Origin of the sequence: Bradyrhizobium sp. ORS 285, assembly GCF_900176205.1 — a bacterium.
Taxonomy (GTDB): Bacteria; Pseudomonadota; Alphaproteobacteria; order Rhizobiales; family Xanthobacteraceae; genus Bradyrhizobium.
In genome coordinates, this window is record NZ_LT859959.1 from 5066178 (window position 1) to 5081292 (window position 15115).

Here is a 15115-nt window from a genome sequence, read left to right on the forward strand (position 1 = left end):
TCAGAGGAGTTGGGGGAGGAAGTTGGGAACGACGTTGGCGCTCTTCACCACACCGAAGACGGTGCGCGGTGCATTGACGATCACGGAACGCATACTTTGCGGTAGGCGCTCCCAATTCGACGGCGGTGGCGGTGAAATTCCAAACATGCTCTGCTCCTCGCTGCTGTAGTCGAAGGTCCGCGCGGCAAAGCTTCGCTCGGCTTCGGCGATCGTCCGCGTGCCCGTCAACCTCAGCAGAGCCTGCGACCCGGTGCCTAGAGCCAGCGCACCTGCCGCGCCGGTGGCCATGCCCATCAACATCGCCGTTCCCCAGCCATTATCGAGCGCGCGCCCCGCAATCGAGTTGGACGCGACAGTCTGGATCAAGCTGCTAACCGATCCCGTCGTCGCACCCATGACGACGTTGACGCCGAGGCGTCCTGCGGTGCTCAACCCGAGAGCCGCCGACTCTCCGATCGTCGTCGCAGCCGCGGAACCCGCGGCGCCGAGGAACCCGACCGCCGCGCCGACTCCGAGCGACATCCCCCAGCCACCCCACGAGCCCACCGAGCCGTTTTGATGGAGATTTTGAGCATTGTAGATCAGACCGCCAATGCCGGCGCCGAGCAGCGTCGAACCGACGACGTTCGCGGCGCCACCTGTCAGCGTCAGCACCGCGATCCCTCCGACGATCAGCCCGGCATCGACGACCCCCATCACGAAGGCCGAGCCGATGCTCTTGATCTCGTCCCATACCGAATGGCCGTCGGGATCGAACAGCGAAAGCGGATCGTTGATCGCGAACGCATAGCTGTTGAATGTATCGCGCACCAGCAGGCCGGCCGAAAGCTGGTCGTCGGAGCTGACGAAGCGCCCAAGCGACGCGTCGTAATAGCGCGCACCGTAGGCATAGAGTCCCGTCTCGGCGTCGCGCTCGCGCCCGCAGAAGGTATGGCGCGTCGCGTCCGGTCCCGACACCGTCGCGACGGCTCCGAACGGCAGATATCCGTAGCGGGTCTGAACCGAGCCGTCGGCGGCGGTCACCAGACGCGTGCAGCGCCGGTGATCGGCGATCACATACGCCGTGCCGGGCAGCGCGATGCCGTTTGCGCCGCCAGGCGGCGTGCCCGCGTCGACGATCGTCACCAGCGCGCAGCGGGCGCCATTCGCGTCGAACAGCGCGACTGTATGCTGCGCGCTTCCGTCCTTGAACTGCGTCGTCTCGTAGTCGTGCGTCACGTAGCGCGTCACCGTCCCGTCGACGGATGTCTTGCTCACACGTCGTCCGCTCTGATCGTACGCCAACGCCGCGCCGCCACCCCCGCTCATTCGTCCCTCGCCGTCGTATGCGAGCGTGAGCGTCGCAGCTTCGTTCGTCTTCTGCACGAGGTTGCCGTCACCGTCGTAGCTCAGCGACGTTGCACCGTCGGCCGCGCTGCGCACCTGGTAGCCGACGGAGGTCTCTCCGGCGCCGTTCTGCGCGGTCCGGTTGCCCGATCCGTCGTACGCAAAAGTCATCGCGCCGTACGGTCCGCTCGCCGATATCAGGCGCCCGCCCGCATCGTAGCCGAAGCTCTCGCCGTCCGTAGCGGTCACGGTATCCGTCAGCGCGACCACGCTGTTGAGCGCATTGCGGGTGAGCGCCGCGCCGAAGACCGTTGCCCCCTTCACGCTCGATGTCCGGGACGCAAGCTGCCACAGCGGGTCGTAAGTCGACGCCGTCGTGACACCGTTGTCGGACGTGGTCGTACCCGGCCGCCCAGTGGGACCGAAGTTCGCGAACGAGACGCCGGCCAGCGCCGCGCCCGTCGCACTCTCGAGCGCGGTGCGCTCGAGCACGTCGCCGCCCGTATAGAGGTCGGTGCGGACGGAGCCGTCGGGAAAGGTCGCTGTCGCAACCGCACGCGACGGACGATAGGTCGTCGTTGTCACGAAGTGCTCCCCGGCGATTGTCGCATCCGAGCGCGTCGTATTCCCGGCGGGGTCGTAGGCGAAGGCGAAGACGTCGCCATTCGGCCGGGTCACCTGCCGCAGGCGGCCGCTGCCGTAGCCGTCCCCGTCATAGGCGTACATCGTGGCGCCATCCGCCGTCGTCGTGCTGATCGCGCGCTGCAGGGCATCGTGGACATATGTCGTCGCGCGTCCGCTCAGAGTGGTCTCGACGAGCGTTCGGGCGGCGTCGTCATAGGTCTGTGTGACGCCTGCGAACGCTGTGCCGTCCGCCGTCTTCCGCGTGGTCGAGCGTTGACGACCGATGCCGTCGTAGGTCGCCTCCGTGCGAACGCCCGTCGGGTCGACCACGGACGTGATCCGGCCGAGCGCGTCGTAGGCATATGTCGTCGTGCCCGACGGATCGGTCTTCGACAAGACGACGTTCTGGCCGTTGATCTTCGCGTGGGCCGACGTGATCGTCCGCGCGACGCTCGTTCCCTCCGCCTGGACTTCGACCGAGCGCGTGACCGTCGGATATGTCGTCGTCGTGACGGTCGTGCCGCCGGCCGGGGATGGCCGTTCGATCTTCACGACGCGTCCGTAGGCGTCGTAGGTGGTCCGCACCGTGGTCGTGGGGTCGCCGGCATAGGTCGGCAACGTCTCGCTCAGCACGCGGTCGCAGCCATCATAGGTGCGCACGATCTCGACCGGACGCACCCCGTCCGGCCCGAGCTTCGCGTCCCGCACGGTGCGGGAGAGCCCGTCGACATAGGTGCGCTCCCACGTCCACGTCTCGGCGTCCCAATCGAGGCGCCGTCGCCGCTCCTCGACGAAGCCGTCGGCGCCGAACGACCAGCTCCAGGCCGCGACCTGGACGAGCTTTCCCGCAGGGTTCAACTCGTCGCGTCGGATCGTGCGCCCGAGACCATCGAGGATCATCTCCTGGCGATTCCCGCTCGGCTCCACATGGGCGATCCGCGTGCCGAAGCGAGCGTCGTAGGTGGAGCTCCACGTCAGCACGGATCCCTCACCGATCGTGACGCTCTCCGACACCGGGAACGTCGCCGTCCGCTCGTCATACGCCGTGGTGCGGACGCCCCCGGCCGGATCGATAACGTTGGTGCGATTGCCGAAGCGATCGTAGCGGTAGCTCGTGGTGATCCACGTGTCCGATGCACCGTCCCGCCAGGACTCCGCGGTGACCGCGCGCGTCAGGGGATCGTAGCTCGTGCGTGTGTGCGTCAGCACGGAGGTGCCGTCGGCATCGGCGCTGCGCACCTCCTGGAGCCGATCGCCAAACCACCAGCGCTCCGCATCGCCTGCATAGGTCGACCGCGTGTAGAGCGTCGGGCCACCGCCGTCCCCCGTGTCCGAGGCGAACACCACGTTGTCCCATGCATCGTAGCGCATCATGCGTGTCGCGATGGCGTCGGGCGCGCTCGTCGAGCCGCCCGGCGTGAACAGCTTGGTTGCTATCCGGACCACGCGCACCTGCGGCACGGCGTAGGTTGCCGGCGCGGGCTCCTCGTAGGTATGGGTCGTGCGATAGAGCAGCGCGTCACCCGGCAGCGTGCGGACCTGCAGCTCGAGGATGTTCTGCTGGAACGGGAAGTCCTGACGCAGCACGGTCCGTGTTCGAGTGCCCGCGGCCGGATCGTCATATGTGACGCTCGCGAAACCGAGCCACCCGCGTCCCTGCAGATCGAAGCGCGATTCCGTATAGCGATAGGCGTACCGCGTCGTCGCGCCGCGCGCGTCGTCCTTGACGCTGTTGGCGACGACATACATCGGAAAGGCCGCGCGCGACTGCCCGAACGTCGCACCGGGCGAGCCCGCGGCCAGCGGCGTTCCCGTCGCGTAGACCGAGCCCGAGATGCCGCCACTGATCAGCCGGCCGGCGTCGATCAACCCGCTTTTGGGCGCGCCCGGCGCGTACACGCTCGGGTCTGTCATCGGCTTATAGGCAAGGCTCCAGCGTCCACCGATGCCGTTGGCGATGCCGACGAGGAGGTCGGGGTAAGGTGTCGCGCCGTGCATCGCCAGCAACGTTCCCTTGCCGCCTGCGTCGAAGGCGTAGAACAGCCCGGTCTTGCCGGTGCCGAGCAGATCCAGGGGCAAGGCCACACCGGACGCAGGCATGACGCTACCCGGCTGCGTGATCGCAGTGCTCGTGAACGCCGTGCCCGACGAAATCAGTGCATGCAGCGCGATCCCGTTCGGCTGCGGGATGACGACGAGAAGATCCGTGCGGCCGCTGCCTGCCAGACGCGCTGGCATGACCGTCGCGCCTGCTCCCGCCCCTTTCACGACGGACAGCCCGCGCGGTACGAAGGCGTCGCGCGCGTTCGACTGCAGGACCTCGAGCCGGAGATCGCCCGTTGTCGGGTCCGTCGTCATCGAGACGAGGTCGATGCATCCGTCGCCATCGACATCGAGCGGGATCAGCGTGCCGCCCCAGGGCAGCGGCTTGGGAACAACGCCGCTCGGACGCTCGATGTAGCCGCTTCGCCCACGCGCGGCGTACAGCCCGAGGCCGAGCTTGCCGCCGGCATCGTAGGCGTAGGCGAGATCGATGCGTCCGTCGCCGTCGAGATCGACTGGAAGCAGCCGGCCACCCGAGGGCAGCGTTGTCGCCGTGACATCGGTCGATGATGGTGCGAAAGCGCTGCCATCGGAGAACAGCGGCAGCAGTCCGAGCGTTCCCGCGTCATCGTACACATAGACGAGGTCGGTGAGGCCGTCGCCGTCGACGTCGACGGCCAGGAGTGATCCTCCGCTGGGCAGGTTCGCCGGCCCTGCGCGATTGAGGGCGCCTGGGACCAGCGTCGGTCGGCCCTGCGCATCGATTGAGCTCTTGAAGACCGTGAGCCCGAGCTTCCCTCCGTCATCAAAGGCGTAGACCAGATCAGTCCGACCATCGCCGTCGATGTCCATCGGGAGAAAGGTCCCACCGAAGGTGAGGCCCTGCGTCACGACGTCGACGCGCGGTTCGAGCGTGCCGTCGGCAGATGCGATAAAGATCGAGAGTGCGAGCGCGCCGCCGCTCTGCCAGGCGTTGACGAAGTCGACACGCCCATTGCCGTCGAGGTCCATCGGCAAGAATACATCGTTCCAGCCGGAGACCTGTGCCGCGAGCGTCGTGGCCGGCAAGAGCAGCGCCGGATCGGCATTCTGCCAAGTGAACACCGTCGGCGGGAGCGCAATGCCGTTCGCATCCGCGCGCACTAGCTGCAGCAGTCGGCTGCGTCCAGTGACCGGCGCCTGCTCGTATATCAGCGCATACGTGCCCACGAGCTGCTCGCCGAGATAGGTCTGCACGCCGGTGAGCCGCCGTCCAAGCGTGACGGGCTCTCCTGCGGCGAAGGAAGTCGACGGATCGGGCCGAACGGCCGTCGTGAACCGCACCGAACGCTGTGCCTCGACGCCGTCGTTGCTGGTGTAGTCGATCCGGCTCGGATAGGCAGTGCCCTGATCGTGCGTATAGCGATAGGCAATCGTGTTGCCGAAGAGGTCGCGACGGCGCCTCAGCAGCCAGACGCGCACACTTGGATTCGTCGCCGAGGCCGTCAACACCGAATCATCGGTGCCGCCATAGGTCAGGACGCTTCCATCGCGGTGCGTGACGGTGAACGACGCCGGGCCGATGCGGCCTGCCGCGCCATCGTACACCGGTACGACCCGGCTCCACGTCTGCACCTCGGTGAAATAGACCGCTGACGGATCGTGGTAGCTGGCGCCGTGACCCGCCTGCAGCCGCGCCCCGTCGAGCATCCAACGGTCGGCATCGCCATAGGCGACTGCGGAAATCTCATTGTCGCGCGCCAGCGTCGAGCCGACGCGCGTGATCGCTGAGAGGCCGCGCAGCGTCCACCCCCATCCGAGGATGCCGTCCCGCGCGACGCTTTGATAGGCTAGAGCCAGCGACGGTGCAGCGCCATGCGTGCCCGGCGGCACAACGATGTCGACCGTGTAGACGGCGACGCCATTGTGATCGACGCTGATATTCCCGTCGATCGTCCCGGCATATCCAGAGTCTTGCAATTGTCGAACGGAAACATTCATCGTGCTCACGATCGCCTCGTCAAATTTATTTGCACCGATGCTGTCGTCTTCATATCAGCACGTGACGTGCGAAGACTCGGATGGCCAGCACTGGATCTGGACAAAACTCGCTGCTCAATATCGGGCAGGCGCACGCATCAACTAATGGATGTATTGACGAATACATACTCTTCGTTGAGCTCGGTTCCTAGACCTCCGTGGATCCGTGATTGTCGGTTCCTTTATCGCTTACTCAAGGAAGACACGCGATTTCAGTAAAGGTCGTCTCAAACTAACTCATCGGAGCGTCCGGCTACGATGCAGTGATCGGCTCCGAAGCCAGCCGGTACCAACGCGTGTTGTCTTCGTCCCCGGTGTCGTCGAACAGGTTGGCGTAGAGACGGAGGCAGAGGCGCAATGAGATCGGTGGGGCCTCGGAGCTGTTCACGCTGGATGCACGTCGTTGCGGGGCATGACGGGGACGTGCCGAGCACCGGCGGAAACCGAAACCAGCACAGGATGTCCAGATGAGGGGATGCCGAATTTCCAAATGCGCCTGAGCGCATGCCGGAGGCACGTGATTTTATGTAGCGAGATCCAGGGGAGAAACCTGGCTGGGGCGGGAGGGATCGAACCTCCGAATGGCGGAATCAAAATCCGCTGCCTTACCGCTTGGCTACGCCCCATCAGGCAGGCCGGATCGACGGGGCGCGCGGGCGCCATGCGATTCCGGGTCGGCGTCCGTGGTCTACAGAGCGCGCCGGTCCATTTCAACCGCTGCGCGGCAGGAATTTTACCCCTGCCGCGGGTGATCCGCGAGCACCGGCAATTCGTCAATGGAGGCAAGCCCTTATCCCATTCACCCCAGAGCGCCGCGGCGGCCCGCCACAGGGGCCTGCGAAAAAGTTGAGGCCCGGGCGGTTTCATGGGATGACGGCGGCCAAACCGGCAACCGTTCAAAGCCCCCGAGGACACGCCATGACCTATCGCGCCCCGCTCAATGACATGCTGCTCGCCCTCAACCATGGCGCCGGGCTGAAGGCGGCGGTCGAGGCCGGCCATTACGGCGATTTCGACCCGGACATCACCACAGCCGTGCTCGAGGAAGCCGGCAAGTTCGCCTCCGACGTGCTCGCGCCGCTCAACAAGGTCGGTGACAAGAATGGCGTGAAGCTCGCCGACAAGAAGGTCACCACCGCGCCGGGTTGGCCGGACGCCTACAAGCGCTGGACCGAGGCCGGCTGGAACGCGGTGTCCGGCCCGGAGGCGCATGGCGGCCAGGGCCTGCCGCTCGCCATCAACGCCGCCTGCACCGAAATCTGGAGCGCGGCCAATGTCGCCTTCGGCCTGTGCCCGCTGCTGACGCTCTCCGCGATCGAGGCGCTCGACGCCCATGGCAGCGAGGAGCTGAAGGACATCTATCTGGGCAAGCTGATCTCCGGCGAATGGACCGGCACGATGCAGCTGACCGAGCCACAGGCCGGCTCCGATGTCGGTGCGCTGCGCACCCGCGCCGAGCGCGCCGCCGACGGCACCTATCGCATCAGCGGCGCCAAGATCTTCATCACCTATGGCGAGCACGACATGACCGACAACATCGTGCATTTCGTGCTCGCGCGGTTGCCGGACGCGCCGGCCGGCACCAAGGGCATCTCGCTCTTCCTGATCCCGAAATTCCTCGTCAACAAGGACGGCTCGCTCGGCGCCCGCAACGACATCTACGCCACCGGCGTCGAGCACAAGCTCGGCATGCACGCCTCGCCGACCTGCACCATGACGATGGGCGACAATGGCGGCGCCATCGGCTATCTGATCGGCGAAGAGAATGCCGGGATGCGCTGCATGTTCACGATGATGAACCAGGCCCGGCTCGGCGTCGGCCTCGAAGGCGTCGGCGTCGCCGATCGCGCCTATCAGCAGGCGCTGGCCTACGCCCAGGACCGCAAGCAGGGCCGCGCGGTCGGCAGCAAGGCGACCGGCTCGGACGCGATCATCGCCCATCCCGACGTCAAGCGCATGCTGATGCAGATGCGCGTCCTGACCGCCGCGGCGCGCTCGATCTGCTACGCCACGGCGGTGGCGCTCGACGTGTCCGTCCGCGCCAAGGACCCCGCGGTACGCAGCGAGGCTGCCGCGCGCGGCGCGCTGCTGACGCCGATCGCCAAGGCGTTCTCGACCGACATCGGAAACGAGGTCGCCTATCTCGGCGTGCAGATCCATGGCGGCATGGGCTTCATCGAGGAGACCGGCGCCGCGCAGCATTATCGCGACGCGCGCATCACCGCGATCTACGAGGGCACCAACGGCATCCAGGCGATCGACCTGGTGACGCGCAAGCTCGGCGCCAATGGCGGCGCCTCGGTGTTCAAGCTGCTCGACGAGCTCAACGAGATCGTCCGCCGCGTCGAGGCTTCGAACGATCCGGCGTTCGGCACCACCGGCGCCAAGCTGCGCGAGGCGCTGGGCAGCCTCGACCGCTCCAGCCGCTGGCTCTTGGAAAAGCTCGGCACCGCGCCGAACGACGCGCTTGCCGGCGCCACGCCTTATCTGCGCCTGTTCGGCTCCGCGCTCGGCGGCTGCATGCTGGCCAACGAGGCGCTCGCCGCCTGCAGCGAGAACGAGACCGACGGCGCCCGTCATGTGGCGCTGGCCCGCTTCTTCGCCGAGACGTTTGCGGTGCAGGCGCCGTCCTTGGAAAAGACCGTCACCGACGGCGCCGACGCGGTGCTCGCCGCGGAGGCGGTTCTGGTGGCGTGAGGCGCTGGCGTCCCACATTCGGTGCCGTCCCGGGCTTGACCCGGGACCCATAGCCACCGGCCGTTGTGGCCGGGCGAGATCGGTCCACCATCGTGCCCCACACTGCTCCCTGGGGTTATGGGTCCCGGGTCAAGCCCGGGACGACGGGTGAGCTTTGGGCGAACGCTCTGCCTCACGCTCGTCGCACTCATTGATCCATACCATCAGACAGCCTGTCGCGCCGAAGATGAGCATCAGCGCTCTCGCGACGCATTCCGCGCCCGAGCTATGCTTCTAAGTCCCGCCCTCTCGATATGGAGGGCGCGAGGAAGGCCGGGCCTCGGCTGAGGCCCATGGCCCGCCTGCAGAAAACAAAGCAGGCGGCAGTCACCACAGGTCCAGCCGGACAGACCCGGCCTTCCCCGCGCGATGGTTTTAACGGGCTATAGCGTGCTCTCCCTGGTGCGCCGGGCTTTCTGGCCACCATGTCGCGCAATGCGCTTTCGTGCATTACGCTGGATACTAGCGTCGGAGTATCAGGACCACACGCCTTGACCGTCCGCGAGCCAACGTTCGTCCGTGCTCGAAAGCACTGCGCCGCCCGCGTCCACCGCATCCCGCTGCCAACGTCCGTGACGACCGCGAACCGTCCCCTACCGTGCAACGGGATGTGCGCACCATACTGCTGATTTGGGGAAGCGGCCAAGCGATTTATGTTTTTCAGAACGACTTGACATCCCGTCTTCGGATTAACGTGATTTGCCCGACGAGCACATCGGATCGGTGCATTCAGCCACCGCATCCTTGACTTCTGATCGCGACCCCGCCAGTGCTAACCACGCCGTTCCGTCGCGATGTGGACCACGTCTTTCAGGTCGATCTGCGAAGGGATTGGTAACGTTCTGCATAGTTGATTGCATTTCATCATATCCATTCGGAGACGACTTATGAAATCGCTCGCAGCCGCGCTGTTTGCCGCTACCGTCCTGCTGTCCCCCGCCCCCGCCTCCGCGGTCGTTCTCGATCTTTCGACCATGAGCTGCAAGCAGTTCGTCGAAAGCGGCGACGATACCATCAAGATGGTGCTGATCTGGCTGGACGGCTGGTACAAGGGCGACCAGGACGAAGCCCTGTTCGACACCGATGAGTTCGTCGCCAACGCCAAGAAGTTCGGCACCTACTGCGCCGAGCATCCGACGGTCAGCATCGTGACCGCTGCGGAGAAGATCCTGGGCAAGTAATAGGCAGTCAGGCTGACGCCAACGACGCAGGGCGGACGAGCGGAGCGTGATCCGTCCTAGCATCGCTCGGCCGATGGCGGATGACGCTTCGCTCATCTCTCACCGAACCGACTTGCAAACCGGCGACGACCTCGCGCCCCGATTGTAGCCTCACGATTCGGCGTGTAGAAAATTCGTGCTCATGAGGAGCATGGAGCAGAACATGAAATTTGCAGCAATCGCTTTTCTCGGTCTCATTGCTTCAAGTCCCGCGCTCGCCTGGGAGGGCGAGAACAGCACAGCAGGCGCACGCGCCTGCATGGCCAAGTATAAATTTACCTACGCAGAGTGGCGTGCCTATACTGTCCCTGCCGCGAAGGCAGAACCCTATCGCGCTTGTCGCGACGCTTGGAACAACAGCCATCCGAAAGAGGTCGCTGCGATGAAGTCCCGCATGGGGCAATAGTACAGCCGTCAACGAAGATAACCGCGTGTGGCTTGCAATGCGCGCGGCGACCGCCGGGCCTGACGTCGGTAGCATGGCGGGTAAGCAACAGCTTGACCCGCCATGCTATCGCTTAACCGATGGCGACGACGCTCCGCTCATCCGCTTGCCTGTTGGCTCGAACGCCCAACACTCCAATCCCCCCTCTTCTCACCTACACGCCGAACCTTCCAGTCGGCTGACGTCTCGGGGCTGGCTCCGGACAAGCAAGCTGCCTGCCCCGTTTTGCCGCCAGCCGAACTGCGGCTCCAGACATCTTCGGACGCAACTTGCCGCGCCAGCTTGCGGCAGCATCTGCGTTCAAGGAGCGAGCTGCGCATTCGCGCAGCGCAGCCTCTCATGATGCGAGACCTCATGTCGATCAGCTCCGTCACGACGGCCATCACGGCCGGCTCGTCCCAGTCCGCCACCACGACTCAATCCACCTCGTCGACATCAGTGACGTCGGCCACGAGCGCGTCGGACAGCACGTCCGGCAGCGGCGGCTCGTCGTCGGGCAAGACGGTCGTCAGCGAGGTCTCGATCACGCTGGGCGGCATCACGACCACGACGATCACCTATTCCGACGGCTCGACCGAGGTGAGCAAGGCCGAGGCCAGCACGGACACCGGCGCCAAGGGCGCACAGACCTACAACGCGCAAGGCGCCACAGGAAACGCAGCAAGCGGCGGCACGACGACCGCGGTCACGACCTGAGACCTCGCGCGGCAGCTGAGTTGTGGTCGCGCGCGGTCAATCCGCGTCGCTCTTCCAGCTCATCAGGTTCCGTCAGCGGAACAGATGCGATCGTCTTGATGAAGCGGCAAGCGAGGTGGTGTCGCCGGTTGCAGGCGTTGCTCAGGCATCACGTCCAGTGACACCACCAAGCAACACTCCGCATCCGATGTCACCCGCCCGTCATTGTTAATTTGTGCCCGCGCTCCGAGTCACGCCTGTTGGCAGCGGTAACGACAACGGGGAGATGTCGATGTTGCGGGGCGTGATTGGCGCGGGGCTGTTGATGCTCGCGATGGAATCCGGGGTGCAGGCGGCCAATGAGGCGGGCGCGGAGACGCGGATGTCGTGCTCGGAGGTGCGCTACTACGTCGAAAAGTATACCGCCGAGGTCGCCGAGATGTATGCGCGGAGCCGCGGCGCGACCGATGCGCAGATCAACCGTGCGCGGCGCTGCCTGACGCCGGTGCACGTCCGCCGGGCAGAACGGTGGCGGGCCTACACGGAATAAATCGAGACACCGACCGACGACACAGCGTGGCGCGAGCGCATGAAGCTGCTCGATCTCGCGACGCGCCCCCTGCCTGTCGGGACCAGCGTCATCCTCGGGCTCGTCTCGCCTGCGCGGCCCAACTTAGCTCGGCCAAACTCGGCTCGGCAAAAGGCGCGGGCTCCCATGCTCTACGACGCGAATGACTTGGATGGCCGGCACGAGCCCGGCATGCCAGCCGTGGAACAGACGGCGCAATAACTCACAAGCCGAATCTGATCGCGCGGATCGCGACACCTGCAACTGACGCGAGGACATCGCGTCATGTCCTCACGCCCGTTGATTTACGGAAGCAGGAGAGCGCGCCGGTATCAAAACACTTTCACTCTCGCGCTCATGTGCAAGCTTGCATGCAGAGCCTGTCGCCGTTCAGCAACAATCGTAAACAAGGCGTAAAGGCGGCACACAATTCGTCACGCTGACCCGTGAATTCCAGCCCCACCGACGATAGCGTGAGCGGGCTTTTTCAGAGTCCGGTTTTCGCACCAGCAGTCAGCACTGCTGATAGTTCGTCGAGGCATTGATGTCATTGCAGCTGATCGCCACGCTTTCACGCACCCCATTTTTGACGCGCAAGCGGGCGCAACGCAGCTGGCGTATGGCCTGGCTCGCCGGCACCGCGCTGGTCGCGATCACCAATAGCGCGCATGCGATCGATGTCGCCTCGCAGGCCGACTGGGACACCGCCGTGGCCGCGGTCGCGGCGGCCGGCGCCAACTCCACGGTGAGTATCAACTTCACCGCCGGCTTCACGCTGTCGAGCTCGATGAGCGCGCTGGTGGCCAATGCCGGCAATGTCACGGTCAACATCACCGGCAACAACAACACGCTCAACGGCGCCTCGACCTATCAGGGCATCCAGGTCAGCGGCACCAACGCACCAGTCGTGACGATCTCCAACCTCACGATCAACGCGATGCGGGCGCGTGGCGGCAATGGCGGCGGCGGCGGTGACGGCGGCGGCGGCGGCGGTCTCGGCGCGGGCGGCGGCCTGTTTGTCGCATCCGGCGCCAGCGTCACCATCGACGGCGTGTCCTTCACCAACAATGCCGCGGTCGGCGGCAATGGCGGCTCGGCCGGCTCGCACTCCGGCGGTGCCGGCGGCGGCGCGCTGAATGGCGGCACGGGCGGCACGCCGCCGGGCGGCAGCGGCACCGGTGGCGCGGGCGGCGTCGGCGCATCGGCAACGCTGTTTCCTGGCAATGGCGGTGTCGCCGGCACGGGCGGCGGCATCAACACCGCCAATGGCGGCACCGGCGGCACTGGCGGCACTGGTGGTGGCGGCGGCGGCGGCGGTGCGGCGACGAACACCTTCGCCGGTGGCGCCGGTGGCGCCGGCGGATTCGGCGGCGGTGGTGGCGGCGGCGGCATCGGCGGTACCTTTCCGCAGGCCGGCGCCGGCGGCACCGGCGGCTATGGCGCGGGCGACGGCGGCGACGGCAACAACGGCCCCGGCAGCGGCGGCGCCGGCTATGGCGGCGCCGTGTTCGTGATGGACGGCGCGACGCTGACCGTGAAGACCTCGACCACCTTCAGCGGCAACTCCACCCAGGCCGGTACCGGCGGAACGCCGGTGGCGGCGAAGGGCCAGGACCTCTACATCAACGGCGCCACGCAGGTGGTGACGTTCCAGATCAATTCCGGCAGCGCCACGTTCGGCGGCAGCACGCAGACGACGCAGGGCAACATCGCCGGCGAAGGCGGCATCGCCAAGACCGGCGCAGGCACGCTCACCTTCACCGGCACCAACACCTATAGCGGCGCCACCACGGTGAATGCCGGCACCTTGCTGGTCAACGGCACGCTCACGAACTCCGCGACCACTATCAACAATGGCGGCACGTTCGGCGGCACCGGCACGGTCAATAACGTGACGGTGGCCAGTGGCGGCACGTTTGCGCCGGGCTCCGGCATCGCCGGCACCACGATGGCCGTGCAGGGCAGCCTGGCGTTTGCGAGCGGCGCGATCTACCTGGTGCAGGTCGATCCTTCGACGGCCTCGCGGGCGAACGCCACCAGCGCCACGCTCGGCGGTGCGACCGTCAATGCGAGCTTCGCGGCCGGCAGCTACGCGGTCAAACAATACGTCATCCTGCAGACGACCGGCGGCGTGTCGGGGACATTCGGCAGCGTGGTCAACACCAACCTGCCGTCGGGCTTCTCGACCAGCCTCTCCTACGACGCCAACAACGTTTATCTCAATCTCGGCCTGGGCTTCACGCCGCCTTCGGGGCCGCTGACCACCAACCAGGCCAATGTCGGCAACGCGCTCACCAACTACTTCAACAGAAATGGCAGCATTCCGCTGGTGTTCGGCACGCTGACTCCGGCGGGTCTCAACCAGATCTCCGGCCAGGCGGCGACCAGCACGCAGCAGACCACGTTCAACGCCATGACGCAGTTCATGGGCGCGCTCACCGATACCTTCGGCGCCGGCCGCGGCGACGGCGCGGCGGGACCGGGCCCGACGGCGTTCGCGGACGAGACCGATCAGGCGAACGCCTATGCGACGAATGGGCGCGGCCGCAACGGTGCCGAACGCGACGCCTATGCGATGCTGACCAAGGCGCCGGCCGCCGATGCGGCGCGGCGCTGGAGCGTGTGGGCGGCCGGCTTCGGCGGCTCGCAGACCACTGACGGCAATGCTGCGCTGGGCTCCAACACGACCACCTCCACGCTGTACGGCACGGCCGTCGGCTTCGACTATCGGCTGTCGCCGAGCACAGTGGCCGGCTTCGCGCTGGCCGGCGGTGGCACCAGCTTCAGCGTCGCCAACGCGCTGGGCTCCGGACGCTCCGACCTGTTCCAAGCCGGCGGCTTCGTCCGCCACACTCTCGGCCCGGCCTACATCACCGCCGCGCTGGCCTATGGCTGGCAGGACGTCACCACCAATCGCACGGTCACGGTGGCCGGCATCGATCAGTTGCGCGCGCAGTTCAAGGCCAGTTCCTGGTCCGGCCGGCTCGAAGGTGGCTATCGCGTGCTGTGGCCTGCGATCGGCATCGGGCTCACGCCTTATGCGGCCGGGCAGTTCACGACGTTCGATCTGCCGGCCTATGCCGAGCAGGCGGTGGCCGGCGCCAACACGTTTGCGCTTGCTTATGGCAGCCGTAGCGTGACGGCACCGCGCACCGAGCTCGGCCTGCGCACCGACAAGGCGTTCGCGATGCCGGACGGCGTGCTGACTTTGCGCGGCCGCTTCGCCTGGGCGCATGACTACACCACGGGCCGGACGCTGACGCCGACCTTCCAGACCCTGCCCGGCGCGAGCTTCGTCGCGAACGGCGCGCAGCAGGCCGCGGATCGTGCGCTGGTGAGCGCGACCGCCGAGATGAAGTGGATGAACAACTGGTCGGCGGCGCTGACCTTCGACGGCGAATTCGCCAACATCAGCCGCAGCTATGGCGGCAAGGGCGTGGTGCGGTATTCGTGGTGAGG

7 protein-coding genes and 1 tRNA gene are annotated in these 15115 nt (G+C 66.3%); 6 read left to right on the forward strand and 2 right to left on the reverse strand.

Annotated elements, in window-relative coordinates:
* Both BRAD285_RS22690 and BRAD285_RS22695 read right to left on the reverse strand, forming a co-directional pair.
* Positions 1-5952: an RHS repeat-associated core domain-containing protein gene (locus tag BRAD285_RS22690; RefSeq protein WP_035647620.1), complete on the reverse strand. Its 5952-nt coding sequence runs from the start codon at positions 5950-5952 to the stop codon at positions 1-3.
* A gap of 611 nt (positions 5953-6563) precedes the next feature.
* A tRNA-Gln gene (locus BRAD285_RS22695) sits at positions 6564-6638 on the reverse strand.
* A gap of 292 nt (positions 6639-6930) precedes the next feature.
* On the opposite strand from BRAD285_RS22695, the gene BRAD285_RS22700 reads away from it, so the two are divergent.
* From BRAD285_RS22700 to BRAD285_RS22740, 6 genes are all read left to right on the forward strand, one after another.
* Positions 6931-8709 (forward strand): acyl-CoA dehydrogenase, encoded by a 1779-nt coding sequence (locus BRAD285_RS22700; RefSeq protein ID WP_006613540.1) that lies wholly within the window; start codon positions 6931-6933, stop codon positions 8707-8709.
* Positions 8710-9635: 926 nt separating this feature from the next.
* Entirely contained in the window at positions 9636-9929 is a 294-nt protein-coding gene (locus BRAD285_RS22710) for an HdeA/HdeB family chaperone (protein WP_006613538.1), read from the forward strand.
* Positions 9930-10131: 202 nt separating this feature from the next.
* On the forward strand, positions 10132-10374 hold the full coding sequence (locus tag BRAD285_RS22715; RefSeq protein WP_139020666.1) for a hypothetical protein: 243 nt from the start codon (positions 10132-10134) through the stop codon (positions 10372-10374).
* Between the two features lie 393 nt (positions 10375-10767).
* The gene (locus BRAD285_RS22720) at positions 10768-11109 is read left to right on the forward strand and encodes a hypothetical protein (protein ID WP_035647614.1); all 342 of its coding nucleotides are present in this window, start codon (positions 10768-10770) and stop codon (positions 11107-11109) included.
* Between the two features lie 271 nt (positions 11110-11380).
* Complete coding sequence (locus tag BRAD285_RS22725; RefSeq protein WP_006613535.1) at positions 11381-11638, forward strand: hypothetical protein; 258 nt, start codon at positions 11381-11383, stop codon at positions 11636-11638.
* A 562-nt stretch (positions 11639-12200) separates the two neighbouring features.
* Positions 12201-15113, forward strand: coding sequence for an autotransporter domain-containing protein (locus tag BRAD285_RS22740; protein ID WP_244563558.1), 2913 nt, complete (start codon positions 12201-12203; stop codon positions 15111-15113).
* Positions 15114-15115 lie beyond the last annotated feature (2 nt).